Origin of the sequence: Mucilaginibacter segetis (genome assembly GCF_016522075.1) — a bacterium.
GTDB classification, from domain to species: Bacteria; Bacteroidota; Bacteroidia; order Sphingobacteriales; family Sphingobacteriaceae; genus Mucilaginibacter; species Mucilaginibacter segetis.
In genome coordinates this window covers 329,388-354,283 of the sequence record NZ_JAEHFW010000002.1, presented here as the reverse complement: position 1 = coordinate 354,283, position 24,896 = coordinate 329,388, and the positions used below count along the sequence as shown (strand labels likewise).

At 41.4% G+C, this 24,896-nt stretch carries 26 protein-coding genes; 14 read left to right on the top strand and 12 right to left on the bottom strand.

Going from position 1 to position 24,896, the window contains the following annotated elements; translation table 11 throughout:
* Window positions 1-44 precede the first annotated feature (44 nt).
* Both I5M19_RS11255 and I5M19_RS11250 read right to left on the bottom strand, forming a co-directional pair.
* On the bottom strand, window positions 45-716 hold the full coding sequence (locus I5M19_RS11255) for a 3-keto-disaccharide hydrolase (protein ID WP_200066431.1): 672 nt from the start codon (window positions 714-716) through the stop codon (window positions 45-47).
* Window positions 717-858: 142 nt separating this feature from the next.
* Window positions 859-1,866 (bottom strand): hypothetical protein, encoded by a 1,008-nt coding sequence (locus tag I5M19_RS11250; protein WP_200066430.1) that lies wholly within the window; start codon window positions 1,864-1,866, stop codon window positions 859-861.
* Window positions 1,867-2,037: 171 nt separating this feature from the next.
* On the opposite strand from I5M19_RS11250, the gene I5M19_RS11245 reads away from it, so the two are divergent.
* From I5M19_RS11245 to I5M19_RS11210, 8 genes are all read left to right on the top strand, one after another.
* Entirely contained in the window at window positions 2,038-3,270 is a 1,233-nt protein-coding gene (locus I5M19_RS11245; protein WP_200066429.1) for a DEAD/DEAH box helicase, read from the top strand.
* Between the two features lie 80 nt (window positions 3,271-3,350).
* Window positions 3,351-4,223, top strand: coding sequence for a sugar phosphate isomerase/epimerase family protein (locus I5M19_RS11240; protein ID WP_200066428.1), 873 nt, complete (start codon window positions 3,351-3,353; stop codon window positions 4,221-4,223).
* 139 nt (window positions 4,224-4,362) lie between these two features.
* On the top strand, window positions 4,363-4,899 hold the full coding sequence (locus I5M19_RS11235; RefSeq protein ID WP_200066427.1) for a peroxiredoxin: 537 nt from the start codon (window positions 4,363-4,365) through the stop codon (window positions 4,897-4,899).
* Window positions 4,899-5,234 carry a DUF1475 family protein gene (locus I5M19_RS11230; RefSeq protein ID WP_200066426.1) on the top strand — a complete coding sequence of 112 codons (336 nt, stop codon included), beginning with the start codon at window positions 4,899-4,901 and terminating at the stop codon, window positions 5,232-5,234. The genes I5M19_RS11235 and I5M19_RS11230 overlap by 1 nt, the downstream gene beginning before the upstream one ends.
* A complete protein-coding gene (locus tag I5M19_RS11225; RefSeq protein WP_200066425.1) occupies window positions 5,227-6,021 on the top strand; it encodes a DUF1295 domain-containing protein in 795 nt (264 codons plus the stop codon). The genes I5M19_RS11230 and I5M19_RS11225 overlap by 8 nt, the downstream gene beginning before the upstream one ends.
* A 118-nt stretch (window positions 6,022-6,139) precedes the next feature.
* The gene (locus tag I5M19_RS11220; RefSeq protein WP_200066424.1) at window positions 6,140-7,174 is read left to right on the top strand and encodes an SAM-dependent methyltransferase; all 1,035 of its coding nucleotides are present in this window, start codon (window positions 6,140-6,142) and stop codon (window positions 7,172-7,174) included.
* Window positions 7,171-8,310, top strand: coding sequence for an alpha/beta hydrolase (locus I5M19_RS11215; RefSeq protein ID WP_200066423.1), 1,140 nt, complete (start codon window positions 7,171-7,173; stop codon window positions 8,308-8,310). Before I5M19_RS11220 ends, I5M19_RS11215 begins: the two co-directional genes overlap by 4 nt.
* A gap of 1 nt (window position 8,311) precedes the next feature.
* Window positions 8,312-9,574: an NAD(P)/FAD-dependent oxidoreductase gene (locus I5M19_RS11210; protein ID WP_200066422.1), complete on the top strand. Its 1,263-nt coding sequence runs from the start codon at window positions 8,312-8,314 to the stop codon at window positions 9,572-9,574.
* Window positions 9,575-9,588: 14 nt separating this feature from the next.
* On the opposite strand, the gene I5M19_RS11205 is transcribed toward I5M19_RS11210, so the two are convergent.
* Window positions 9,589-10,707 (bottom strand): DUF4407 domain-containing protein, encoded by a 1,119-nt coding sequence (locus I5M19_RS11205; RefSeq protein ID WP_200066421.1) that lies wholly within the window; start codon window positions 10,705-10,707, stop codon window positions 9,589-9,591.
* A 125-nt stretch (window positions 10,708-10,832) separates the two neighbouring features.
* Here I5M19_RS11205 and I5M19_RS11200 point away from each other — a divergent pair, with 125 nt between their 5' ends.
* The 3 genes from I5M19_RS11200 to I5M19_RS11190 all read left to right on the top strand — a co-directional run bounded on the left by I5M19_RS11200 (window position 10,833) and on the right by I5M19_RS11190 (window position 12,316).
* The gene (locus I5M19_RS11200; protein ID WP_200066420.1) at window positions 10,833-11,147 is read left to right on the top strand and encodes a rhodanese-like domain-containing protein; all 315 of its coding nucleotides are present in this window, start codon (window positions 10,833-10,835) and stop codon (window positions 11,145-11,147) included.
* Between the two features lie 6 nt (window positions 11,148-11,153).
* The gene (locus I5M19_RS11195) at window positions 11,154-11,342 is read left to right on the top strand and encodes a DUF6358 family protein (RefSeq protein WP_200066419.1); all 189 of its coding nucleotides are present in this window, start codon (window positions 11,154-11,156) and stop codon (window positions 11,340-11,342) included.
* Between the two features lie 71 nt (window positions 11,343-11,413).
* Window positions 11,414-12,316, top strand: coding sequence for a prohibitin family protein (locus I5M19_RS11190; RefSeq protein WP_200066418.1), 903 nt, complete (start codon window positions 11,414-11,416; stop codon window positions 12,314-12,316).
* A 59-nt stretch (window positions 12,317-12,375) separates the two neighbouring features.
* Here the strand turns inward: I5M19_RS11190 and I5M19_RS11185 are convergent, their stop codons facing one another.
* The 6 genes from I5M19_RS11185 to I5M19_RS11160 form a co-directional block, all read right to left on the bottom strand.
* On the bottom strand, window positions 12,376-13,266 hold the full coding sequence (locus tag I5M19_RS11185; protein WP_200066417.1) for a hypothetical protein: 891 nt from the start codon (window positions 13,264-13,266) through the stop codon (window positions 12,376-12,378).
* Between the two features lie 58 nt (window positions 13,267-13,324).
* The gene (locus I5M19_RS11180) at window positions 13,325-14,560 is read right to left on the bottom strand and encodes a family 16 glycosylhydrolase (RefSeq protein ID WP_200066416.1); all 1,236 of its coding nucleotides are present in this window, start codon (window positions 14,558-14,560) and stop codon (window positions 13,325-13,327) included.
* 42 nt (window positions 14,561-14,602) lie between these two features.
* Window positions 14,603-16,474 carry a glycoside hydrolase family 30 beta sandwich domain-containing protein gene (locus tag I5M19_RS11175; RefSeq protein ID WP_200066415.1) on the bottom strand — a complete coding sequence of 624 codons (1,872 nt, stop codon included), beginning with the start codon at window positions 16,472-16,474 and terminating at the stop codon, window positions 14,603-14,605.
* Window positions 16,475-16,920: 446 nt separating this feature from the next.
* On the bottom strand, window positions 16,921-18,822 hold the full coding sequence (locus I5M19_RS11170) for a 7TM diverse intracellular signaling domain-containing protein (protein ID WP_200066414.1): 1,902 nt from the start codon (window positions 18,820-18,822) through the stop codon (window positions 16,921-16,923).
* 116 nt (window positions 18,823-18,938) lie between these two features.
* Complete coding sequence (locus I5M19_RS11165) at window positions 18,939-20,168, bottom strand: glycoside hydrolase family 5 protein (protein ID WP_200066413.1); 1,230 nt, start codon at window positions 20,166-20,168, stop codon at window positions 18,939-18,941.
* Between the two features lie 15 nt (window positions 20,169-20,183).
* Window positions 20,184-21,038, bottom strand: a complete 855-nt coding sequence (locus tag I5M19_RS11160) for a glycoside hydrolase family 16 protein (RefSeq protein ID WP_200066412.1) — start codon at window positions 21,036-21,038, stop codon at window positions 20,184-20,186.
* Window positions 21,039-21,167: 129 nt separating this feature from the next.
* On the opposite strand from I5M19_RS11160, the gene modA reads away from it, so the two are divergent.
* The 3 genes from modA to I5M19_RS11145 are packed head-to-tail and all read left to right on the top strand — an operon-like array spanning window position 21,168 to window position 23,232.
* Window positions 21,168-21,932, top strand: a complete 765-nt coding sequence (gene modA / locus I5M19_RS11155; RefSeq protein WP_200066411.1) for a molybdate ABC transporter substrate-binding protein — start codon at window positions 21,168-21,170, stop codon at window positions 21,930-21,932.
* 11 nt (window positions 21,933-21,943) lie between these two features.
* On the top strand, window positions 21,944-22,615 hold the full coding sequence (modB, locus tag I5M19_RS11150) for a molybdate ABC transporter permease subunit (RefSeq protein WP_200066410.1): 672 nt from the start codon (window positions 21,944-21,946) through the stop codon (window positions 22,613-22,615).
* Window positions 22,612-23,232: a sulfate/molybdate ABC transporter ATP-binding protein gene (locus tag I5M19_RS11145; protein ID WP_200066409.1), complete on the top strand. Its 621-nt coding sequence runs from the start codon at window positions 22,612-22,614 to the stop codon at window positions 23,230-23,232. The genes modB and I5M19_RS11145 overlap by 4 nt, the downstream gene beginning before the upstream one ends.
* Window positions 23,233-23,237: 5 nt before the next feature.
* Here the strand turns inward: I5M19_RS11145 and I5M19_RS11140 are convergent, their stop codons facing one another.
* From I5M19_RS11140 to I5M19_RS11130, 3 genes are all read right to left on the bottom strand, one after another.
* Window positions 23,238-23,747 carry a hypothetical protein gene (locus I5M19_RS11140; protein ID WP_200066408.1) on the bottom strand — a complete coding sequence of 170 codons (510 nt, stop codon included), beginning with the start codon at window positions 23,745-23,747 and terminating at the stop codon, window positions 23,238-23,240.
* An 89-nt stretch (window positions 23,748-23,836) separates the two neighbouring features.
* Window positions 23,837-24,415: a peroxiredoxin-like family protein gene (locus I5M19_RS11135; protein ID WP_200066407.1), complete on the bottom strand. Its 579-nt coding sequence runs from the start codon at window positions 24,413-24,415 to the stop codon at window positions 23,837-23,839.
* Between the two features lie 91 nt (window positions 24,416-24,506).
* Window positions 24,507-24,875, bottom strand: a complete 369-nt coding sequence (locus I5M19_RS11130; protein ID WP_200066406.1) for a hypothetical protein — start codon at window positions 24,873-24,875, stop codon at window positions 24,507-24,509.
* Between the last annotated feature and the right edge of the window lie 21 nt (window positions 24,876-24,896).

Sequence of the window (24,896 nt, the reverse complement as noted above, 5' to 3'; positions counted from 1 at the left end):
ATTATTATACGGGTTATCTGAATAGTTTATCAGGGGGGAATTTATTATAATTGTTTGAGTTTGATGTTACGGAACGCTATAACTGCGCTGTGATCCTGAAGCGCAATATGTCCTTTCGGATATTTGGCAAAATCTTTCCAGGTTTTGAATTTGCTGTTGTTCAGCAACTCCTGCCATTCAGCACTGCCCATTTGCACATCAATTATTTTTGAACCGTTAAGCCAAAAAGTAAGATGCCCGTTATCTTTACGTATTTTAACCGCGTTCCATTCCCCAGCAGGTTTGGCAACTGATTTTGACGGTGCTTTCATGTCATATAACGATCCGGCAAGATGATTCGCTTTTTTATTGTCTTCAGCTTTTTCATTATCCAGTACCTGCATTTCTATTCCGCTCAGGTAAGTGGCACCTAACGACGGATCTTCATGAACACCAAAAATAATACCGCTGTTTCCGCCTTCGGCGATCTTCCAGTCTAAAGCAAGTTCATAATTCTCGTACTCCTTGTCGGTTACCAGGTCGGCCTGATCAGGGGCGTTCGGATCCAGTTGCAATGCGCCATCAACAACTGACCATGCACCTGCTCCCTGCTTGTTGTAAGCGTGCCAGCCATCAGTAGTTTTTCCGTCAAAAAGTGTTGTCCAGCCTTTAGTCTGAGCCGAAGAAGAATAGTGTAATGCTGTTACAGCCAGCATGCCTAATAGCAATTTTTTCATTGAGTGTTAAAATGTTTTAGCAGATCAAGGGGGCACCTGCATGTGGTTACAATGGTAAAAGTAACATAATTTTTTATGATACTAAATTAACGCACATATATCAATTAAAATATTACAGAATGAAAAAATCCGGTCCGGTAAATTAATTTTTGTTGAAAATAAAGGAGAACCCGGAGGCTATGCCGATGGTTACATAACCATAACTATCTTCGAAAAATATATTATAATCGTCCTGCCCGCGGTAACCACCACCCACCACAACCGACGCATTTTGCATGAATGGCAACTGATAATAATATTTTAGCCCAATGTTTAACCGTTTTTTTAAATTGAAAGCGTCGTAATCATTATATTTATCAGCAATGTAACTCACATCAAATTGTATGCGCTGCCAGTTATCAAATACCTTTTCGGTTTTACCCGGGTCAATGGGGTCAGCATATTTTTTTGCTATGTTAAACAAATAGCTGCCGTTCAGCCGTACAAATCCATAGTGGTCGGTTAATCCTTCGGCAACACCTACACCAAAAAGCCCCGCATGAACTTCAATGCCGGCTGTAGCAAACCTGTTAATAATGATATTTTCCTTATCTGTACGTTTACCTATAGTGTAATTCAGTGAGTAAAAATTAGTGCTGAATTTGCCGCTGTCACGATTAAAACTCCCGTCAGCTTTTAAAGTCGGGCCACGTATACCATTGGAGTGATGCGTATAGGAGAGCGATAAAAACTGCGGCTTATAAATGTCGCGGTTGGCTCTGAAATAGAGAGTGCCGCCGGGCATATAACTCGGAGACTTTACAGGAGCACCATATTCACTCAGCAGCCTTACCTTAATTCGTGCGGCAACATCAAAAAAGAAACGTGAGGCAGGTGTATCAAATAATATAAAATGGGCATTTATATCGCCCACGAGCATTGTTTTTTCGGGCTGAAAATATTCGTTACCTAAAAAAGACGGCCTCAGATTCTGTTTAAAGATGTCATCAAAATTTCGGTTAATAGTGCGCGTGGTAATGCGTGCCGTATCGGTAGTATCAGCTTTTGGCAGGTGGGCTATGGAGCTCGCATGTGCATTAAGGGCTGTAAAAAAAAGTAAAACTATTGCGCATATAAATGTTTTTACAGCGCTGGTTAAAAGTTTAATCATAGTAAACTAAGCGAGCTCTAAATAATTACCGTTGATAAGCGAATAAATCAAAAATTGTTTTTGACGCTGGCGGCGGTAGTGGCAAAAGTACAAGTAAGCAAAACATAAAGGCTTTAAAGTAGGTTTAAACAACAAAAATTTATATATTGCAGGCTCACCTTTAACAATATTGTGACATTTCACGACTTTAATTTCAACGAACAATTACTCGAGGGCGTATTAAGTATGGGGTATACTACTCCAACACCCATCCAGGAAAAAACTATACCAATTATACTTAATGGTGAAGACCTGATAGCATGCGCGCAAACCGGAACCGGCAAAACAGCATCATACTTGCTGCCTGTGCTTAATTATATAAGTAACACTCATAAACATCAGATATCGGCACTGGTACTTGCACCTACACGGGAACTTGCCCAACAAATAGATCAACAGGTAGAAGGCTTAGCCTATTTTACAGGCATCAGCTCGCTGGCGGTATTTGGCGGCGGCGATGGCATGGCTTATGAGCAACAACGACGTGGTATTCAAAATAATGTAAATATTATTATTGCTACGCCCGGCAGGCTTATAGCCCACCTCACTTCGGGGGTACTTAAGTTAAATCATATTACCCATTTAGTATTGGATGAGGCCGACCGTATGCTGGATATGGGCTTTCAGGACGATATTATGCGGATCATCAGTTATCTGCCTAAAAAAAGACAAACACTTTTATTTTCGGCCACTATGCCCGGACGTATACGTACCCTGGCAAAAGCGATACTTACCGATCCTCAGCAAATAAATATCGCTATTTCGCAGCCTGCAGCCGGTATTGATCAGCAAGTTTACCGCCTGCACGATCAGCAAAAGACACCGCTGATAAAATTACTGCTTAAAGATAGCGCCTATGCAAGCGCCATTATATTTGCATCCCGTAAGGAGATCGTAAAATCGCTTTACAAGGAGCTAAAGGCAGCGCATGTTCATGCAGAAGCCTTCCACTCCGATCTGCAGCAGGGTGAGCGTGAAGAGATACTGCTTAAATTTAAAAACAAGTTATTGCCGGTTATTATTGGTACTGATGCCCTGTCAAGAGGAATAGATGTAGAAGGAATTGACCTTGTGGTTAACTATGATGTGCCCGGCGACCCGGAAGATTATGTACACCGTATTGGTCGTACGGCGCGCGCGGCAACTACCGGTACTGCCATTACCTTTGTGAACGACCGCGATCTGAAAAGATTGAAAAATATAGAACAATTAATAGACAGGCCTATTAGCCAAAAGGAGTTGCCGGAAGTGCTTGCAGGGATACAACCTGTTAAGCAGGAGCGCCCGCATGGAGGAGCATATGGCGATAAGCGCAGAAGGCCGAATCGATACAAAGGCAACAAACCCAAACCCGCTTCAAATTAAACCTTTAAAAAAATTGGACGTCTGTTGTTAATATATGGTCAATGCGTTACTTTTACACAAACCAATTAAAATCAAAAAAAATGACTACCAGACGTTCGTTCCTTAAAAATACGGCTATGCTGTCTGCAGGGCTGTTAGTTGCCCCACAGCTTTTTGCACGTAACAAAAAATACATCGGTTTACAATTGTATACAGTGCGTGATGCTATGCAGGCCGATCCAATAGCTGCATTAAAAAGAGTTGCAAAAATCGGGTTTAACTCTGTGGAGGGTGCTACTTACACCGGCACTCAAAAATTTTACGGAATGGAGCCTGCGGAGTTTTCAAAGGTTTTAAAAGATAATGGCCTGATTATGCCGAGCAGCCACTATATGCTTGGTGAAAAATTGGATGCCAAGGGCACCATATCAAACGATTGGCAAAAAGCAGTTGATGATGCCGCAGCAGTTGGTCTTAAATATATGGTATGCGCTTATTTACTGGATAACGAAAGGGGTCCTATTAGTCATTATCGCGAAGTTGCCGAAAGGTTAAACAAGGGTGGCGAGATATGTAAAAAAGCGGGCATACAGCTTTGCTATCACAATCACGATTTTGAATTTATAAAGGAGGATGGCAAGCTTCCGTACGAAGCGCTGCTTACACATACCGATCCTGACCTGGTAAAAATGGAAATGGATATTTACTGGATGTATAAAGCAAAACAAGATCCTATAACCATGTTTAACCGTTATCCGGGACGTTTCCCGCTATGGCATGTTAAGGATATGGATAATACTCCGAAACAAATGTTTACCGAGGTAGGTAATGGTGTTATTGATTTTAAAAAGATATTTGCCCATGCCGGCAAAGCAGGAATGAAATACTTCTTTAACGAACAGGATATTTGCCCGGGCGATCCGTTTGACAGCATCACTCAAAGCTATAATTACATCAAAAAGAATTTGGTATAAATATTTGCCGATACTAAAGGGCCGGGCGTTTGCGTCCGGCCTTTTTTTGTTTAAAAAGCCGATACCTAAGTTGCAGGATACCAAAAAATTTATTTTTGGGTTTTAAATCGTTTATTGTCCTTATCAACGTATATAAAACATGTACAAAATAACATTTAAGTATTTGCTGTTGATATTGGCGGTAAATTGTATTTTTAGCTTAAAGCTGAGCGCGCAAAAACACATAGAGACGGGTGATATGGTGCCCCGATTTTCATTATATGATCAGGACGGGAAACTTTTCAATATCAATCAGGAGATCGGCAAGCATATCTTGGTGATCTACTTTTACCCAAAGGATGAAAGCATGGTTTGTACAAAGGAAGCCTGCGCTTTCCGCGATAGCTTTGATGGGTTTACAAAGGCCGGGGCAAAAGTTATCGGAATAAACGGAGGCACTGTTGAAAGTCATAAAAGCTTTGCCGACCATTATAAATTGCCGTTCACATTATTAAGCGATCCGGATAACAAGGTCTACAATATGTTCGGTGTTAAAAAGAAAATGTTCATGCCCGGTCGTGAAACGTTTGTTGTAGATTTAAAAGGCAAGGTGGTATACACCCATGCAGCAATGCTACAGGGTAAAGAGCATGCTGATGATGCCTTAAAGTTTATTAAGGCAGCGCAAAAGAATTGATGATCACCACATTAAAAATAATTTTCAGTATCGTTTTTGTATGGGTTTGTTATATTGTAATAAGCACCAGCATGCAAAGCAACCTGTTTAAACAGTGGGATTACCTGGGCTCTATCCCCTGGATGCGTGCTACCCTATGGGATTTTTATGCTAATGTATCGGTTATATACATATGGGTTTGCTATAAGGAGCGAAGTATTCCCGCAAAAATTATATGGCTTATTTTATTAGTAGCACTGGGTAGTATTGCCAGTTGCGCTTTTGTTTTGATACAGCTTTTCAGGTTAAAGCCCAACGAGGGACTAAAAGAATTTTTTAGCAAACGCAATGGATGAACATTCACTTTTAGCTTTGGTATTATACGCATTAATTGCCTGTTGCGGCATTATGGGGTTTGTTTGGCTATGGGCGCATAAAATAAAAAATGCGGGCGTGGTAGATATTTTCTGGTCGTACAATTTTCCGGTTATTGGTATAATCCTGCTTTTGTTCGCGCCCGGTTTTGAAACCCGCCGGCTGTTTATTTGCGGTATGGTAATACTGGGCGGCTTGCGCTTGGGTACGCACTTGGCGGTGCGCATCATAAAACATTTAGATGAAGAAGAAGGCCGTTACAAGCAATTGCGCAACGAGTGGGAACCCAACGCCGAACGAAAGTTCTTTTGGTTTTTTCAGATGCAGGGGGTATCAAATGTATTGTTAGCTATTCCTTTTTTTATCAGCGCCATCAATACCGATCCGGAATTATCTGTGTTGGAATATGCCGGGGTAGCTTTGTGGCTGTTAAGTGTAACAGGGGAAGCCATAGCCGATAAACAACTGGCCAATTTTAAAAAGAATGCATCAAACAAAGGTAAGGTTTGTGACACAGGCTTGTGGTATTATTCGCGTCATCCCAATTACTTTTTTGAATGGCTCATGTGGACGTCTTATTTCATTTTTGCGCTCGCATCTCCTTATGGTTATTTAGCTATAATAAGCCCGGCTGTTATTTTATATCTATTATTAAAAGTAACAGGCATACCCGCTACCGAGCAGCAATCTGTACGTTCAAAAGGGGAGGCGTATAAAAAATATCAGGCAAGCACCAGTGTGTTTATACCGCTGCCTAAAAAGAAATAGAAGTTGGAATACCGTGGTGGGCGCGAATTATAAAATAACATTAAAAAATCCGTCGAGGCTATCAAAACGTATACTTTAAACTAACCCTTATAAACCAATAATACAATATAAGCCCGGAATGTGGTACGATAAATTAGTAGAAAAAAACAAAGTCCCCGATTTTTTATTGCGCAGAGGAATACGTACCCTGTTGAGACAACGACTGATAGATGAGGATATGGGCAATGTGGAAGCCCAGCAGGCGCATCTGATGAAATTGATAGCCCGCTTAAAAGCTTCGCCAATTGCCGTAAACACAGCCGATGCAAACGAACAGCATTACGAAGTACCAACGGAATTTTATGAATACTGTTTAGGCAAAAACCTGAAGTACTCCAGTGGTTACTGGAAAAACGGTGTATTGGACATTGATACGTCTGAAGTTGATATGCTGGAGCTTACCTGTCAGCGCGCCGAATTGGTAAATGGCCAGGATGTGTTAGAGCTGGGATGCGGATGGGGTTCCTTATCGCTTTACATGGCCGCAAAATATCCGGAAAGCAATTTTAAGGTAGTATCTAACTCCCGCACGCAAAAAAAGCATATTGATAAACAGGCAAAGTTGCGCAGCATTAATAACCTAACCGTGCTAACTGCTGACATGAATACTTTTGAAATTTCGGATAAATTTGACCGGGTGGTATCAGTAGAGATGTTTGAACATATGCGCAATTACCAGTTGCTTTTGAAAAAGGTGGCCTCATTTCTGAAACCCGATGGAAAGTTATTTATTCATATTTTTACCCATAAAGAGTACGCGTACTTGTTTGAGGTGAAGGATGAGACAGACTGGATGAGCAAATACTTTTTTACCGGGGGAATTATGCCCAGCGACGACCTGATGTTTTATTTTAACGATGACTTGCTGGTGGAGCAGCATTGGCATGTAAACGGTACCCACTATGCTAAAACTGCAGAGGCTTGGCTCAAGAATATGGACAGCCATAAAAAACAAATAATGCACATATTTGAAGATACCTACAGTAAAGCCAACGCGGTAAAGTGGTGGGTGTACTGGCGTTTATTTTATTTAGCCTGCGCCGAGTTGTGGAGCTATAATAAAGGGAATGAGTGGATGGTAAGTCATTATTTATTTCATAAGGCCGGCGTATGACCAGACTGATATTACTTTTTATATTTTTCCTGATCTCCCTGCTTTCGGTATTTAAGGCGCCGGCTTATTATGTATGGTTGCTGGCTGTGTTGGTTACTGATTTCCCGCTCATATTTGTAACTATAACGTCCATTTTAACTTTTTTGGGTGTATGGGTTAACCATTACCGTGTTGCAGGTAACTTAGTGGGTGTATTGGCTATTTTATTATACCTGTCACCAATTGTGAGAACGGCAATTATTGCAAGGGATATAAAAAGTAATATGTTATATGCCTTTAGAAGCATGTATGCCAACAGCTCGCCGGATGTTTTACCTAAAGAAGGTCCGGGCAACTTTTTTAAATTGTTTACTGTTGGAGATAAGGGGCCGTTTAAAACATTTACCTACGTAAAATATCAGGATACTTCGCTAACGCTTGATTTTTATCAGTCTGAAATTTCGGGTAAGCGCCCATGTGTGCTGGTCATACATGGTGGATCATGGAGCAGCGGCGATAGCCGCCAACTGCCAGAGCTGAATACCTACTTGGCCCAACGGGGATATAATGTGGCTGCCATCAATTATCGTTTGGCACCAGAATATCAAACTCCGGCGCCGATAGAGGATGTTGAGGCAGCTATCAGCTATTTACAACATCATGCTGATGAACTGCATATTGATACCAATAAATTTGTGTTGCTGGGGCGTTCGGCAGGAGCACAGATAGCGCTGCTTGCTGCATATACACAAAAATTTCCGGGATTAAGGGGCGTTGTGGATTTTTACGGCCCTGCCGATATGGTTTGGGGGTACTCTATTCCTTCCAATCCGTTAATTATGGATTCACGCAAAGTGATGGAAGATTACATTGGCGGAACTTACAACGCAGTACCTGGCAAGTATGTTGCCTGCTCCCCGTTAGAGTTTGTTAACCAGGAAACGGTTCCTACACTAATTATTCATGGTGGTAATGATGTGTTGGTTTCTCCGGAACATAGCCGCAGATTAAACGCGAAGTTAAAGCATTATGATGTACCACATTATTGGCTTAAGTTGCCCTGGGCAACGCACGGCTTCGATTTTAATATGAACGGGCCGGGCGGGCAGTTATCAACCTATGCTACGCTGTTTTTTTTAAACACCATAACCAAATAATATGTATAAAACAGCCATCATAGGTACAGGCATAGCAGGTATGGGTTGCGGACATTTTTTGCAGCACAATAACGATATTACTATTTACGAGCAAAACAATTACATAGGCGGTCATACTAATACGATAACTGTTGATGAAGATGGCCACCCTGTTTATGTTGATACCGGCTTTATGGTGTTTAACTATAAAACCTATCCTAACTTATGTAAGTTATTTGCCGAAATAGACGCACCTGTAAAAAAAACTGACATGTCTTTTAGTGTGCAGTACTTGCCCGAAAAGCTGGAATATAGCGGTAGTAGCATTAACCACCTATTTGCCCAGCGTAAGAACATCTTCAATATTTCTTATCTTAAAATGCTAAAGCAAATAGCGCGTTTTAACAGGGAAAGTGTAAACATACTTGACGATCCTACATACGCTAATTATTCCATTGGTCAATATATAAAAGAGTTTAACTACGGGGAGGATATGCTTTGGAAATACCTGGTGCCCATGAGTGCCGCAGTATGGTCGACCCCAATGGAGCAGATGTTGGATTTCCCCGCAGTTACACTGATCCGTTTCTTTTTAAATCACGGCTTTTTAGGATTGGACACTCAGCACCAATGGTACACCCCGGTTAAGGGTAGTCAGTCATACCGCGAAATTCTGATAAAGCCTTTTAAAGATAAGATACAGGTTAACCGCAAAGCGGTAAAAATCACACGTGCTAACGAAAAGGTAACCGTTCATGCTTCCGACGGTACACAGGAAGTTTTTGACAGGGTGATCATTGCGACGCACGGAGACCAGGCTTTAGCCATGCTTGATGCGCCCACTGCAGATGAGCAACGCTTGTTATCTAAATTCAAATACCAATATAATAAAGCTATACTGCATACTGATGAAAGCATTATGCCCAAAACAAAATTAGCGTGGAGCAGCTGGAATTACCGCGTGCAAATGCAGAATGGCAAACTAAACCCCAGCACCATTTATTGGATGAACAAACTACAGGGCGTATCCGACAAAAAAAACTATTTCGTGTCCATCAACGCGAATAATAATATTGATGAAAAAAAGATAATAAAGGAGATAGATTATGAGCACCCTTTATTTGATGTTCCGGCAATAAACGCCCAGGATGAATTATGGAAATTGAATCAAAGCGGGCCGGTTTACTATTGCGGCAGTTATTTTAAATATGGTTTTCATGAAGATGCTTTTACCAGTGCCGTGCAGCTTTGCTCACAGTTACTGCACAAACGTATTTACGAATAATTGATCGCTTTTACTTAATCGTAAGTTTGGTGTTCCAGGTCATAAGCTGCCTGTGCTGTTATGATCTGCTTTCGGTTTTCAAATTCTACATCTACACTGTGAGCGTAGGTCTTGTCGGTAACCAGCATGTCGCGTTCCCGGTCTTTTTCAGCGGCGTAAGTATTCGCTTCAGCTATCTTGGCCAGGGCTTTATCATAAGGCCCGCGCGGAGACATCAGCTTAACAAATACGGGTAAACATTCAAATAAAATAAACAAGTAGCCTATAAATGCTATGGCCAGGTAAGTATCCAGATCGCGCGTGCCTTTATTGTTGTAAGAAAGTTGGCCCAGCGCCCAGTTACGATCAGCAAACCCCGCCACGTTGGCCAGGCTGTCTAATTGGGTTTCAGTAAATAAACGGGTGCCATTTACTCCTTCATAATCCTTGCGGTCACTCAGGTACTGGTCCATTTTATCCAGGTCAGCAGTAACGGTTTTCAGGCGATCTTCCTTTTCTTTAAGTACATCGGCTTTTTGTTTGGCATAAGTGCCATAACCTACTATACCCGAAGTTTGATTAGTTTTATCCCCGAAAACTTCCTGATTTAACAGAAAACGGGAACGGTTAATGTCTTTTTCTAAGGAGTCCTTCTCTTGCTTCAGGTCGTTATTTTTGCCCAGTTCCTGCGCATATTTTTGCTGATAGGTTTTTTGCAGAGTATCTATTTTAGTGCGTTGCCCTTTTAGGTAGGCGGTCTTTAGTTTCTGACGTATCTCTTTATCGAAAATTTTTAATTCAAGCGGTCGGGATATTACAATGCCTATCATTATAGCCAAAAGTATACGAGGCGTGGCTTGCAATATCTGCGAGTTAACACTTCCCTGTTTATTGATGCTCGATACAATGTAACGGTCCATGTTAAAAATTGCCGTACCCCATATCAGGCCAAACAATATGGCAAATATAACAGCGAACGGATTGCCGCTGAAAACGAAATACATGGCATATCCGCCCGATAAGGAAGCGAATAGCGCGGTAAAGAATATAGTGGCACCCACGCCCACGAATTTATTATGTTCTATGGGGTATTTTTTTAATGTACCGATGTGCGCACCAGAGCAAAACCAAAAAAACCGGGTTACTTTCTTCATTTAACGTATTGCTGATAATTTATATACAAACATAATTAAAACGCCGGTAGTAAGTGATTGTTACAAAACTTACTTAAATATTTGGTGCGGAAAAAGTTACCTTTGACGGATTAATTCTATTTAATATGAAAGAAATAAGCGTACAGGAACTAAAAGAGAAATTAAACGCAGGTGAAGATTTCCAACTGATAGATGTTCGTGAAGATTTTGAATATGAAACTTCAAATATAGGCGGGCTCTCTATTCCCCTTGGTGGTATATTGATAGAAACTGATAAAGTTGAAAAAAATAAACCGGTTGTAGTAATGTGCCGTAGCGGTAAACGCAGCGCAGCAGCTATAATGCAACTGGAGCAGCAAGGTTTTACTAACCTTTTTAACTTAAAAGGCGGCATATTAGCCTGGCAAGCCGAAATAGATCCGACTATAAACGTGTATTAATTAATTATGGGTAAAAAGCTAGCGCTTAATGTGTTTTATAATCTGGCCATTTTCTTTTGTATGCTAACTGCATATTGGGGTTTTGAGCATGCACGCTATGAGTTTTTGCTGGCCGCGTTGTTTGCAGGTGCCATTTTGGTTGTACTAAAAATTAAGCTGATAAAACAGGTTAAGGAAACTCAGAAACCGAAATAGTCGATTTTTGCCGATTTTTAGTAATAATTGCCGGATATGTTACTCTAATAATAAAATTAACACTTACTAACATGTTTATAGCAATTATTGGTATTATCGTATTTATTGTCGGGATAATGGTAAAACGTTCACCTGAACCGGGTAATCGTTTTGGTGGAATAGTTACCTCGGTAGGTATAGTGGTGGTTGTACTCGGCTTGTTATTTTCTACTATTAAGGTGATAGATCCTGGTAAGGTTGGCGTACAGGTGCTGTTTGGTAAAGTACAAAACAATGTTTTGGAAAGCGGCCTTCACGTTATTAACCCTATGGTTGATATTACCCTGTTTAATGTACAAACACAAAACTATACCATGAGCGCTGTACAAAGTGAAGGCGAAGTACAGGGCGATGACGCTATCAGGATATTATCCTCCGATGGTTTGGAAGTTACTGTTGATCTTTCCGTTCTGTATAAGGTTGATCCGCAAAAGGCTCCGTTTATATTACAGAACATTGGCATGGACTACGTAGATAAAATTGTACGTACCGTATCGCGCACAGCAATTCGTGATAATGCTGTAGCTTATCCGGCTGTTGACCTTTATTCTACTAAGAGGCAGGAGTTTCAGGATAAAATTACCAGTACCATATCAAAAAGCTTTGCTAAAAGAGGGCTGGAGCTACAGCAAATATTGGTGCGTAACATATCCCTACCCGCATCAGTAAGGGCGAGCATTGAATCAAAGATACAAGCCGAACAGGATGCTCAAAAAATGCAGTTCGTTTTGCAAAAGGAACGTCAGGAAGCTGATCGTAAACGCGTAGAGGCACAAGGTATAGCCGATTATCAAAAAATACTTTCAACAGGCTTGTCTGATAAGCAATTGCAGTACGAGGCTATTAAGGCTCAAAAAGAGATCGCGTTATCACAAAATGCAAAGGTTATTATTATGGGTAACAGCAAAACGCCTGTAATGCTAAGCGATAAGTAAAAGAAAATTTAAATATGCGCTGATATGTGGGATAAACCATATGTCAGCGCTATTTTTTGTTAGTAGCCCAGTTCTACTCCAAGGGCAACCCTGTAACCGCTGTGATCCACGCCATTTAACTGCGTTTTTTCAGATCCGCCGGATGCCAGGAATAACTCATCTACCCCCTTGCCTGTTTGCCAGCTAAAATAACCTCCGGATAAGTGCATGCCTATATTGCGGGAAATAGCATATCCTAAGCCCGCGTTGGCAGTAATACCATAACCTTTAGCGGTGTGCCGATAGCTCACCGGGTGCTGAAATGTTTGTATAAGATTCCAGTCGGCTTTCGATTTATAATCGGCCTGGTTGTAGGTAATATCAGCGGTCAGCTTTAAGCGAGCAGCAAGTTTGGCTGTAGCGGTAGCTTTCAGGAAAGGCCCTTTCCAATCTGTATTATAAGTGCTGTTCAGATCCGGAAAATCTCCCGAGCGATCAAGTAAAAATAAAGATTGTTTATTGGTACCATATCCGGCATAAGGGATTAAACTAAAATTTTGCGTATTAAATATCATATATCCCACTCCTGCCGACCATGACCGGGTAAAACCTTTATCCGCATTAAACAATTCACTGTATACGCGGTTGGTGCGGTTGTCGCCATTGTAATCATTATCAGATACCGTACCCGAACCGATATAAACATGCGAAAAGCCAGCTGTTAAGGATAGTTTTTTATAAAAGTTCCATTGCAGTTCGCCTGCTATTAATTGCCCGCCCACTTTTTTCCATTGCAGTTCAGAGTAGATATTAGGATTTTGCCCCGCTTGGTTTCCAGCTATTGACCATTTCAAATCCTGTTGCTGATAGCCTGTAGAAAGGTTTAACTGCACTTTTTTTTGAATTGCCTGGGCAAATAACAGTCCGGCATTTAATAAAATACCAAGGCAAATAATAATTGGTCTTTTCATTCAGGTAAATAAAAAAAGCCTGCCCCGGTTTAAGGGCAGGCTTAAAAATAAGTATTTTTTATTGGTTAATACCAAATGCTTCCCACCCTGATGCGGTCGCCCGTGTACAGGTCATAGCCTGTGTGCCGTTCTCGCTCGAGATGAATTTCCCATTATTTCCTCTGAAGGTTACCTTCCCGTCAGACGTAGGCACCCAGTCGAATTTTTCCCAGTCGCCAATGCTGGTTCGGTTACAGGTAATAGCCTGTGTTCCGTTTTCTGATGATACATATTTGCCCTGGCTTTGCAGTGCTATTTTGCCACCGCCGGCATCAACTACAGTGAACTGTTCCCAACCCTGCGCGGTAGCCCGTGTACAGGTCATAGCTTGCGTGCCATTCTCTGATGATACATACTTTCCGTTAAAACCTTTTAAGGTCACGGTTTGGCCGATAGGCGGATTGGAAGTTGAACCGCCCGATAATGAGTAGACCCTCACATAGTCCACATACATGCTTGCAGGTAACGCGCCGTTGTTAATGGTATTGCCCGGCAGATCGCCACCAACTGCAAGGTTCAGTATCAGGAAGAACGGTAAATGAAATTCCTCGGTATTATTAATATTATTAGCAATATTGCCGGTGTTGAAAAGGTTACCGTCTACATACCAACGTATACTGCTATCATCCCACTCCACGGCGTACACATGGTAATCCTGTACACTGCCCACGGTAGTACTGTTGCCATAATAAACATGCCCGTTAGCATTCCAGTGCATTGTACCCAAAATAGTATTGCTGGTGTTAGTTTGTTCCATAATATCTATCTCACCGCACTGTGGCCAGCCTACTGATCCGATATTATTGCCCAACATCCAGAAAGCGGGCCAGCTTCCCTGGAAGGCCGGAAGTTTTATACGGGCCTCGATACGGCCATATTTTACCGAATATTTACCCGAAGTGGTTAATTTACCCGAAGTGTAAGGCTGCCCGCCCATGCTCTGGTTTTTTGCGGTAATAACCAAATTTCCACCTGTTACGGCCACATTGCCTGATGAATAATACTCTTTCTCGTTATTCACATTTGGGTTGCCATTATCAATGTTCCATTTGGAACCATCAACGCTGCTGCCATTAAACTCATCAGACCAAACCAGCGTGGCCGCTCTTGGCGTGGTGCTGTTTTCTGTGGCAGATGAAACCTTCACCTGTTCCGCAGCCGATTGCCCCACATCCTTTTTACAAGAGAGCGCCAAGGAGACAAGCACCAGCACTATTCCGGCGCTTTTCAGAAAGTTAAAGAATTGCTTTTTCATAATAATTGATTTATAGTTAGTATTTGATTGGTTTTATAGTGATCATTGGTTTACGCCAAATGCTTCCCAGCCGGAAGCGGACGCCCGTGTACAGGTCATGGGTTGCGTTCCATTCTCGCTCGAGATGAATTTCCCGTTGTTTCCTCTGAAGGTTACCTTTCCGTCAGACGTAGGCACCCAGTCGAATTTTTCCCAGTCGCCAATACTGGTGCGATTGCAGGTAATGGCTTGTGTTCCGTTTTCTGATGATACATACTTTCCCTGACTTTGCAGTGCTATTTTGCCGCCGCCGGCATCAACTACAGTGAACTGTTCCCAGCCCTGTGCCGTAGCGCGGTTGCAATTCATGGGTTGCGTGCCATTCTCCGATGATACATATTGGTTGTTGAAACCTTTTAATGTAATAGTTTGCCCGATTGGAGCACCGGAACTACCGCCGCTACCGCTTGATTGCGTACCCGACCATTTAAAGGTTACCACTGCGCCCGCTGCCAGGCTATAGGTAAAGGATTCGGCACCCCATTTTAGCTTAAAGCTTACTGAACTGCTGCCGGTATTCAGCGCGATAACTACTTTAGAGCCATCACTGTTCTTAAAGGCCACATTTTGGATATTGCCTGCCACATTAGAGGCTATACGTACAGCGCCCGGTCTTACAAATTTAGAGGCGTGGGCAATAATGTAATAACCTACATTACGGGTTATTGAGGTGCCACTTACGGTTATACCTCCTAAACAGTTGCTGCAGCCTCCGTTAGTATGCGGGTAATTGTTCGGATCTGATGCAAGGTTCCATTCCAGCACGTTACGGCTCCAGTTGCGGGTTGCCCCTATAATCAGGTTGTTTACATGCCACGAAAGATCGCCGCCAAAATTACTTGGCGCGCCAACCCATTGCTCTGTAAAGTAAACGTTCTTGTTAGGATAAGCGTTATGTACACCTGCTAACGCGCTTATATCCCCTGCGTATAAGTGAAATGCTGAACCGTCAACATATTGGCCGGCACCTGCTAAAACCGTTGTAGCGTAACTTGGTACATCGGCATTATGATCATACGCTATTATTTTGGTGTTCAGACCCGCGTTATGCAGCTGCGGCCCTAAGTTGTTATTAATAAACGTTACCTGCTCATTAGCCTGCATCACCATACTTGGGTTGTTGTATGGATTAAGAGGTTCGTTTTGAGGAGTTATTGCATCAATGGTTATGCCTTGCGCCTGCATGGCTTGTATATATTTTACAATATACCGGGCATAAGCATCGTAATAGGCAGTGTTAAGACTTCCGCCTGTATACCCTTTATTCCCGGTAGTATTTACTTTCATCCATGTAGGAGCCGTCCATGGGGTGGCTAATATTTTTATGGTAGGATTAATGGCAATAATCTTTTTCAGAATAGGGATCATGTCCTGCATCTCAGGCGCCAGGCTAAAATTATTCATATTAACATCTCCGGCGGTTTGGTTGTATGTAAAATCTGATGAACTCAGATCGGATGCTCCTATACTTATGCGCAGGTAACTGATACCGATTTGGCCGTTTCCGGTTCCGAACAGCTCATTCAGTACATTGGTTTGATTGCCTCCTAATCCGTTAAGCAATCCGGCGCTGCCCCCGGTAAGTGTAAAACCAAAACCATCAATACCCTGGTAAGTTGTGTTTTCATCTACGGTAATTGTAGTGGAGTTGGTTCCTGCATCCGCGGCAAAATTAAAGCTGCTTTGTGCCAGCAAACTTGATTTATTAGAGGTGGTTAACCAGGCATTTACCACTTCGTTGGCGGCGCGTGCTGGGGTGCCGCCAGCAGCATTTATAGCAGTTTGTCCGCCGACATCCTTTTTGCAGGCGTACATCAGCAATGCGGGTATTGCAATAATAGCCGCCAGCAATTTTAATTTGTAACTGATTTTCATAATTGTTTATTTGATTTTGTAGTTGGTTGCATATCTATAGGCATAGTAGAATATAAGATCAGCATTAACTGCCATTTAAATTAAAAGGCTAGCACTGCTGTTGAGCAATGGGGCTTTTGTAATTAGTTTTTCGTATGGCAGGCAGATGCCGGTTTATATTGGTGGTACAAATTTAAAGTAATTTTTACGTTACAATCAAATAAAAAGTTTCATAAACAATTGATAATTAATTGATTATAATTTATTTGATACGCTTGCTTCACAGGCAAAAAATACAGCAAACCGCTTTAAGGGACGTTAAAACGGATTTTAAGAAATTTAAAAAATAGTTGTGATACGCTTAATTCACAGTTAATTTTTAAAAAAAATAGGTGTTGAGAATATCACACTATAGGCAATTACAATATACAAGCTTAAATGTAAATGGCAGTAAGTAACGGGTGTGTTTAGTCGGTGTTATTCTCAATAACCAATTTACTCCAACCTTTACTGCCTGCGTTTTTGATCTCTTTTTTACGGCTTTCCATCGCTTTTTTTATACGTGAAGTGTACGACCAGCAGGTACTTTGCCTTATAGATAGTATTTCTGACAGTTTGTGCGATGATATTTTCCCTTTAGTGGAGTACATTAAAAATATCATGTAGAAAGCTTTATTAATAGGTATTCGCGTGCCATGTAAAATAGTATAGGCAATAACTGACTCTTCGTATCCGCATTTAGAACAACGGCGGCTGTAAGGCAAATGGCCGCTGCTGTAATTAGTGTTCCCGCATTTCTTACAGGCATAACCTTTTTCCCATTTCAGATCGGACAGGAATTTAAAGCAGGTTTCGTTATCCGGGTATATTTTACTGAACTCCTCAAAATCCACCTCGGCAGACATTACCCTGTCGTATGTTACTTTCTCAATATCATTATGCAAGGATAGGTTGTCTTTCTCCAGCAATACATTCATGCGGGATATCTCTTCAGCCTGTTGTTGTAATAACGTATTTACCGATAACAATTCGTCATTTTGCGACTCAATGAGCGAGTTTTTTTCCACCAGCTCTTTAGTGCGTTCGGCAACCTGCTCTTCCAGGTTTTTGTTCAGCAGATCCTTCAACTCCTCGTTTTGCTGTAACTGTTTGATCATGCGTTGCTGCGTTTGATCTTTGTCGCGTTTCAGCAATCGCACCCTGTCGCCAATGGCAAAGGTGATGAACAGCATTTCCATGATAAAACAAAAGCTTAAGCTGTAAAAATTAAGTGCGGTAACCGGCAGCCACCAAATATTAAGCGCTATCAGCGTTTTAATAATAAAACCGATAAATAAAAAGCTATAGCCAATTACAAAAAATCTCGCCGGACGATACCCCTTGTATAAAACATAGCATCCGCTTACAAATGCCACTGATAATGGTATAAATTCAATGATCTTGTAACTAAACCAATTTTTATTTACAGTAAGGCACAGTAAAAAGAACAGGGTACGTATAATTATCAAACCCGTTATCAGCCTGTTAAACCGGGGGGCATTTTCCTTTAAATTGAGCAGGCTTTGGGCGAAAAGCATAGCGAAAATGCTGGCGAAAAACAGGGCTATGCCATAGGCATAATGGTTCCAGTGAGGTGCCATTTGCCAAAGGTATTGATAAGCAATACCATCGGTACACATTTCATAAAGGCCGATGCTAAGGTTATAGGCGATGTAATACAAATACTGCCGCTGCCGCATAGCAATAAACATCATGAAATTGTACAGGCCGAAAACCAGGATCATACCGTAAAATATGCCAAAGCAAAAGTATTCGTCGAGCGCGTAGCTGATGAACCAGCTAACCGAACGCAGTACAATAATGATATTGGCAGATTGATGTGACCTGATGCGAAAATAATAGGTATTAATTCCGTCAATGTCGTTATCAAGGTTAAGGCTAAAGTTTTTGTGATTGTATAACCTTTCGGAAAAAGGACGGTTACTACCCAGAAGGGTGGTGGTGTAATTATTTTTTTTGGTAGGCGAGTATACGGTTATGCTGTCAATGGTCTGATCAAAAAACTCAAGAATCCAGTTGTTTTTGGTAAGGGTATTTTGATCTAACCTGATACGATACCAATAGGTAGCATTTACATCCCGAAGCTGCGGCGTAGGTTCGTTATTTTTTTTGAATTTACTATTAAATTCTGCGCTGCTTACAGTTTTAATATTCAGCGTGTTACCCGCTTCTTTAAAATACTCTATCTCACCGTACCTGAAAACATGTTGTTTGGCGGTATCGGCCACTGGTACCACTGTTTGTGCTATACTGCTTAATGTAAAGGCAGACAAAACAAGGCAGAGCAACCCGCAGTAAAGTTTATACATGCTATGTTAAAAAACTTCTGCAAGCGCACAGAAGGGCGCGGCAGAACTTTGGTTTATAAATGCTTATGCAAGATAAGCATTTATAAATTACATCCTATTAACGGTATTTTATACATTTATTTAGCCGGTACTTTAAGCCCCAGGGCTTCGATATACCCTTTATTGGGTGTACAGTTGGCAAACTTGCAATTTTCCAGAAATCCGTCCAAAGCACGTTTTATCATTTCCCTGTCGGCGGGTGCAGCCTTGCGGATCTCCTCGAAACTGGCACGTGGTTTTTCGGTATAGGCAATAACCGAGTCATAACCCTCCGGCTCTTTAAAGGTTACTATTCCACGCGTATTATCCAGTTTTTTATACGGCCAGTAATGCCAGCCGATGTTGTTTTTCTCGCAAAGTATCCTGAAATCTTTCACCCACTCGTCAGTGTTTTCTCCCGTTTCACCCACATAAATAGGTACGTTATATTTATCACGAAAGTCAACATAATCCTGTATTACTTTTTGCACGGGTTCCGTCCAGTATTTATGGAAAGTGTAAACACTTTTGCTATCGAAAGGAGCACCGAATACATTAAAGTTGCTGTCCCATTGCGCACCGCCTATAAAAACAATATGATTTTTATCAACCGACCGAACAGCCGCTGTAATTTGTTTATAAACAGGTTCCAGGTAAGGGTTTAATTTTTTTACATCAAAATAATGCGCGATAGGCTCATTCAGCAGATCATAACCCATTACAATGGTTTCATTTTTATAATGATCGGCAATACGGCGCCATATATCGGCTGTTAATTTACGACTGGCAGCACTCTCGAACAAAAACGGATAGCCTACACCGTCATCAATATTATCTCCGGTTTGGCCACCTGGTGCGCAATGCATATCTAAAAGCACATATAAATTCTCTTTTTTACACCAGCCTATTACCCTGTCAAGTAATTCAAAACCGCGGTTAGGATTATTTTCACCCATGTAGCTTTCGTTAGTGAACAGGCGGTAATTAAAAGGGATACGGATAGAGTTCATTCCCGACTCTTTTAAAAAATGGATATCGGCCTCGGTAATATAATTGTCCTGGAATTTATGCCAGAAAACGTTAGCCTCTTCCGGACCTATCAGTTCTGAAATAGCCTCATTTATCAGCCTGTGCGAATTAACACTTTTGAATTTGAACATGTACCCTTCCGGTACCAGCCAGTTGCCCAAATTGGTTCCTCGTATTAAAAAGGGTTTATTGTCGGGCCCTATTATTTCTTTCCCTTTGACGGTTATAAACTTTTTTTGTGCTTGTGAAGCAAATACGGCAGTGCAAATAATTAAAAGAAGGATACTTAGTTTTTTCATGAAATTTTAAGGAAATTATTTATCTATCATTTTATAAAAACGAACATAATCCACATCCATCGTGGTAGGAAACGCGCCATCGTTAACACCTTGCACGCCGCCCCAGTTACCGCCCACTGCAATGTTCAATAACAGGTGGAATTTTTGATCATATGGCCAGGCCGGGGAACCGTCGCCGCTGTTTATATAAGTATAAACCAGCGTGTCATCGTAATACCCCCTGATGGCATATGGGGTCCAGTCGGTACGGTAAATATGGTAATCCGTACTTGCTGTGGGTATTATCATATTATTTCCCTTGCCATTGGTGCCATTATACAAAGCGTTGTGCACGGTAAAATGTATATTATTGGGATCGTAACCCACCATTTCCATAATATCTATCTCCCCCGATTTTGGCCAGTCGCCATATGCATAAGTATCGGGTAGCATCCATATTGCCGGCCAGGTGCCAACGCCCGAAGGCAGTTTTGCCTTTACTTTCACACGGCCATAAAGCATACTGCCTGTGCCTTTAGATACCAAACGCGTAGAGGTATAATTTTTACCACCAAAATTTTCTTTTTTAGCAGTGATGGTTAGTTTGCCGTCAGCTACGTCCGCATTAGCGCCATCGGTATAATATTCCAGTTCATTATTGCCCCAGCCGCTGCCGCCAACATCATAGGTCCATTTGGAATTATCCGGTTTTCCGGTGTAGTCAAAGTCATCCGAAAAGTATGGTGTAGTTTCAAAGGTCCAGCCTTTATCCTCCGGAAGCACCTTGGGCACAACAGTTGGGGTTTTGGGTTCCGGATTATTTTTACTTCCTGAACACGCTGCAAGACTTAAAATAATAGCGGCACCGCTTAAAGCGTAATAAATTCTCATAAAGATGAATTTGCTGATAATTGGTAAAAGCAAAACAAATATAATGTATTTATATCGGGATATTAATTACGAGCATTTGCCGGGTTGTTAGCAATATGCGTATTTTGCAGAACAAGGATGTATGATAAAATGAGAAGAGCAGAAATTAACTGTAAACTGTGGATAACAATAATACTTGTGCCCTTTTTTTATTTACCCGGAGCCGCTCAAAATCTAAAAGTTGCCATAGCAGCCAACCTGCAACCGGTAATGAAGGAACTGCAAAAGGATTTTAAGAAGCGTACAGGAATAAGCGTTGACGCTATTTCTGGCTCATCCGGCAATTTAACCGCCCAGATCAGCAACGGTGCGCCTTACGATGTTTTTTTATCTGCTGATGTTAATTTTCCTCAAACGCTGTTCAAAAAAGGAGTTGCCTTACAAAAACCTGTGGTTTATGCGTTTGGCACGCTTATTATTTGCAGCACTCAAAATTTAAACTTTAATGATGTACGCGGCTTACTCTCGGGCAGTGGCATCAGCAAAATTGCCATTGGTAACCCGGTAATTGCACCTTATGGTAAAGCGGCAAAGCAAACATTAACCGGTTTGGGGATATACAATAAACTGCGTCCTAAAATAGTGTTTGGTGAAAGCATAACTCAGGTAAATACTTATATAACTACAGGTGTCGTACAGGCAGGTTTTACCACCTTGGCCCTGGTTAAAGCGCCCGCTAATAAAACCCGGCTGTACTATAAACTGGTGGCGCCGGAGAGTTACCAGCCTATAAAGCAGGGGATGGTAATGCTTAAACATGCGGAACACAATTTAGCTGCCGGCAAATTTTACCGGTACATTTTAAGTGTACCCGCTAAAAAGATATTTGCGGCTTACGGCTATCACGTTCAATAAAACGAATACAAATGGATCTGTCACCAGTATGGCTTACATTAAAACTTGCGGGTATCACTACACTGATACTGTTGCTTGTTGGCTTGCCGCTTGCCTGGTGGCTGTCAAAAAAAAGATCGTGGTTCAAAATATTAATAGAGGCTATTATTACCATGCCTCTGGTGCTTCCGCCATCAGTATTAGGATTTTATCTGTTGCTGGGTTTTAGTCCGCAAAATGGCTTAGGCAAATGGTTACAGCAAACGTTTGATGTTCGATTCGTTTTTTCTTTTCAGGGCCTGGTGCTGGCATCAGTTATTTATAGTATGCCTTTTATGGTTAGCCCGGTTAAGTCTGCTTTTCAGCAATTACCGTTATCCTTGTCGCAGGCCTCGTATACGTTAGGGAAAACACGGTGGCAAACCTTTGTACATATATTATTACCCAATATAAAGCCATCTTTACTAACAGCTGCGGTACTTACTTTTGCCCATACACTTGGCGAGTTTGGTGTGGTGCTGATGATTGGCGGAAATATTCCGGGTGTTACCCGTGTGGCCTCTATCGCCGTTTATGATTCGGTAGAGCAAATGGATTACAAAGCCGCTAATAATTATTCATTGGTATTATTTGCTATTACATTTATCATGGTGATAAGTGTTTTTATGTATAATAAATATCAATCCAAAAGTCCTTTAGAATGATTGAAATAGTTGTTGAGAAAAAGCTAAAGGCTTATAAAGGTTTAAATACGCTGCAAATAAGTAAGGAAATTCCTGAAGGAGCTATCCTGCGGATTACAGGCCCCTCGGGTGTGGGAAAGACAACACTATTAAAAATGATAGCTGGATTGGCTACACCTGATAGCGGAAAGATCATAGTTGATGGCATTATTTGGTTTGATGACGCTAAAAAAATCAACCTGCCGCCACAGCAGCGCCATATTGGTTTTGTTTTTCAGGATTATGCCTTGTTCCCCAACATGACGGTTAAGCAGCATTTGGAATACGCCACTACCGATGCGGAATGGATAAACCGTCTGCTGGCTATAGGTATGCTGGAGAATTTTGAAGAAGAGAAACCCGCGCATTTATCTGGCGGGCAGCAGCAGCGCCTGTCAGTATTGCGTGCCCTGGCAATTAAACCTAAGCTGTTATTAATGGATGAACCTTTTTCGGCGCTGGATATTAAAACAAAGTCGGGCCTTATTATGCAATTAAAAACCTTGTTTGCTGAATTAGATATTACCGCTTTAATTGTAAGCCACAATCCGCAGGAACTTGACGGAATAAGCACCGATGAACTTGATCTGGAGCAATAGCGGCGCTACTTTATTTGCCTTACATCTATAGAAACAAGATTGTGGATATATCTTCGCCCGGTTTTATAATCACTGGTTGATGCCATTTGGATGCTTTCTGGCATGTCCGCGGCCTTAACCTTATTTTTTCCGGTGATAATAAATACATGGTCGCCCACAGCAGTGTTATATAACTCGTTCCAGGAATACACTACGCTATAACCGTCGGCAGCGGTGCAAACAAAGTAAATGCGGCTTAACAATTTGGGGCTATCCGCCTTAAATTTTGTGTGTGATAAAATATCCTTTAATAATACGCCTCTTACCATGTTATCCCGGTGTTTAAACTTGCCGGTATGATCAGTGATATTTAAATCGCCTATAGCTTTAACATGATATTGCTGTAGCGAGTCCAGCGTGATCACGCTTTCCGTCTCCACATTGCCACTTATTGTAAATTGTTTGGTTTGTAAACTGTCGGTTTGTGCAAAAACGTCACCTGCATACAAAAAGAATAAGATAAGTAATTTCTTCATGATCCCTTCAAAAGAAAAAGCCCAAAGTACTTTTCTGAACTTTGGGCAAAATAATAAAATTGATACTCAATTAAGGGAATAATTATAAATTAAAGCACGTTTAGTATATCACTAACCGTTGCACGCTTGCGGTAATCCTTATCGAAATGTACAAAGGAGATAATACCCGAGCTATTAATAACATAGGTCGCCGGTACCGGTAAAACATGTTCGGCATTGCCATTAGCAGCATTCAGATCAAGCCCGAAACCCTTGTACTTATTAACTATTGCTTCATCCAGAACATAGTTAACATCATAACTTTTCATAATAGCGTACCCCTTATCCTGAACTATAGAAAAAGAAGCATGAGTTTTATCAATGGTCTTTTTAATGTTATCACCGGTTTCGGGTGTAACACCAATAACGTATGCGCCTTTAGCTGTTAGTAGTTGCAGCGAATCCTGTAATTGCTGTATATGTTTATTGCAATAGGGGCACCACTCGCCCCGGTAAAAAAACAGCACTACAGACTTGTAACTTTTAAGTAAAGCTTTAAGGTCGATCTTTTTTCCGGAATTATCTGTTGCAGTAAATGCGGGAGCTTTAACGCCTGTTGTCAATCCTTTTTGTGCCGAAACGTTCAGCGAAAAGGCAGCGCTAAGTGCAAATAGTATAAATTTTTTCATGTGTTGTTAAATTAATGTCGGTTGGTGAAAATGAAAGGAGGAGGAGCCGGGGCTGCCTCCATCCTCATCAAAAACAAAAACAACCTCCCAATTATTTATTGCCTTTTTCCATTTTGTCTTTTCCCATCTTATCCCCCTCCATTTTGTCCATTTTCTTTTTCTCCATTTTCCCGGTCTTCGTCTTATCTTTTTCCATCTTGTCCATTTTGGATTTTTCCATTTTCCCGGCTTTCATTTTGTCATGGTCCATCTTGTCCATTTTAGATTTCTCCATTTTGTCAGCCTTCATTTTATCCTTCTCCATCTTATCCATTTTCATCTTGCCGGTATCTAAAGCGGCAACGGTTGAATAGGTATTTGAATGACTGGTAGCCCTTGCGTCAGTATTCAGGCCAAAACCTAAAGCCGCGATTCCTGTTAAAACAACTCCTGATAAAATTGATTTGCTTGTAATTTTCATGTTTTTAAGTTTAACGTTTTG

Excerpts from the sequence above, each read along its gene's own strand:
- I5M19_RS11195 (WP_200066419.1), top strand. The coding sequence starts at position 11,154 with ATGGGTAAAAAGCTAGCGCTTAATGTGTTTTATAATCTGGCCATTTTC.
- I5M19_RS11230 (WP_200066426.1), top strand. The coding sequence starts at position 4,899 with ATGATCACCACATTAAAAATAATTTTCAGTATCGTTTTTGTATGGGTT.
- I5M19_RS11170 (WP_200066414.1), bottom strand. The coding sequence starts at position 18,822 with ATGTATAAACTTTACTGCGGGTTGCTCTGCCTTGTTTTGTCTGCCTTT.
- I5M19_RS11205 (WP_200066421.1), bottom strand. The coding sequence starts at position 10,707 with ATGAAGAAAGTAACCCGGTTTTTTTGGTTTTGCTCTGGTGCGCACATC.
- I5M19_RS11160 (WP_200066412.1), bottom strand. The coding sequence starts at position 21,038 with ATGAGAATTTATTACGCTTTAAGCGGTGCCGCTATTATTTTAAGTCTT.
- I5M19_RS11145 (WP_200066409.1), top strand. The coding sequence starts at position 22,612 with ATGATTGAAATAGTTGTTGAGAAAAAGCTAAAGGCTTATAAAGGTTTA.
- I5M19_RS11130 (WP_200066406.1), bottom strand. The coding sequence starts at position 24,875 with ATGAAAATTACAAGCAAATCAATTTTATCAGGAGTTGTTTTAACAGGA.
- I5M19_RS11175 (WP_200066415.1), bottom strand. The coding sequence starts at position 16,474 with ATGAAAATCAGTTACAAATTAAAATTGCTGGCGGCTATTATTGCAATA.
- I5M19_RS11220 (WP_200066424.1), top strand. The coding sequence starts at position 6,140 with ATGTGGTACGATAAATTAGTAGAAAAAAACAAAGTCCCCGATTTTTTA.
- I5M19_RS11235 (WP_200066427.1), top strand. The coding sequence starts at position 4,363 with ATGTACAAAATAACATTTAAGTATTTGCTGTTGATATTGGCGGTAAAT.
- modB (WP_200066410.1), top strand. The coding sequence starts at position 21,944 with ATGGATCTGTCACCAGTATGGCTTACATTAAAACTTGCGGGTATCACT.
- I5M19_RS11140 (WP_200066408.1), bottom strand. The coding sequence starts at position 23,747 with ATGAAGAAATTACTTATCTTATTCTTTTTGTATGCAGGTGACGTTTTT.
- modA (WP_200066411.1), top strand. The coding sequence starts at position 21,168 with ATGAGAAGAGCAGAAATTAACTGTAAACTGTGGATAACAATAATACTT.
- I5M19_RS11255 (WP_200066431.1), bottom strand. The coding sequence starts at position 716 with ATGAAAAAATTGCTATTAGGCATGCTGGCTGTAACAGCATTACACTAT.
- I5M19_RS11185 (WP_200066417.1), bottom strand. The coding sequence starts at position 13,266 with ATGAAAAGACCAATTATTATTTGCCTTGGTATTTTATTAAATGCCGGA.
- I5M19_RS11135 (WP_200066407.1), bottom strand. The coding sequence starts at position 24,415 with ATGAAAAAATTTATACTATTTGCACTTAGCGCTGCCTTTTCGCTGAAC.
- I5M19_RS11250 (WP_200066430.1), bottom strand. The coding sequence starts at position 1,866 with ATGATTAAACTTTTAACCAGCGCTGTAAAAACATTTATATGCGCAATA.
- I5M19_RS11200 (WP_200066420.1), top strand. The coding sequence starts at position 10,833 with ATGAAAGAAATAAGCGTACAGGAACTAAAAGAGAAATTAAACGCAGGT.
- I5M19_RS11215 (WP_200066423.1), top strand. The coding sequence starts at position 7,171 with ATGACCAGACTGATATTACTTTTTATATTTTTCCTGATCTCCCTGCTT.
- I5M19_RS11225 (WP_200066425.1), top strand. The coding sequence starts at position 5,227 with ATGGATGAACATTCACTTTTAGCTTTGGTATTATACGCATTAATTGCC.
- I5M19_RS11190 (WP_200066418.1), top strand. The coding sequence starts at position 11,414 with ATGTTTATAGCAATTATTGGTATTATCGTATTTATTGTCGGGATAATG.
- I5M19_RS11180 (WP_200066416.1), bottom strand. The coding sequence starts at position 14,560 with ATGAAAAAGCAATTCTTTAACTTTCTGAAAAGCGCCGGAATAGTGCTG.
- I5M19_RS11210 (WP_200066422.1), top strand. The coding sequence starts at position 8,312 with ATGTATAAAACAGCCATCATAGGTACAGGCATAGCAGGTATGGGTTGC.
- I5M19_RS11165 (WP_200066413.1), bottom strand. The coding sequence starts at position 20,168 with ATGAAAAAACTAAGTATCCTTCTTTTAATTATTTGCACTGCCGTATTT.
- I5M19_RS11240 (WP_200066428.1), top strand. The coding sequence starts at position 3,351 with ATGACTACCAGACGTTCGTTCCTTAAAAATACGGCTATGCTGTCTGCA.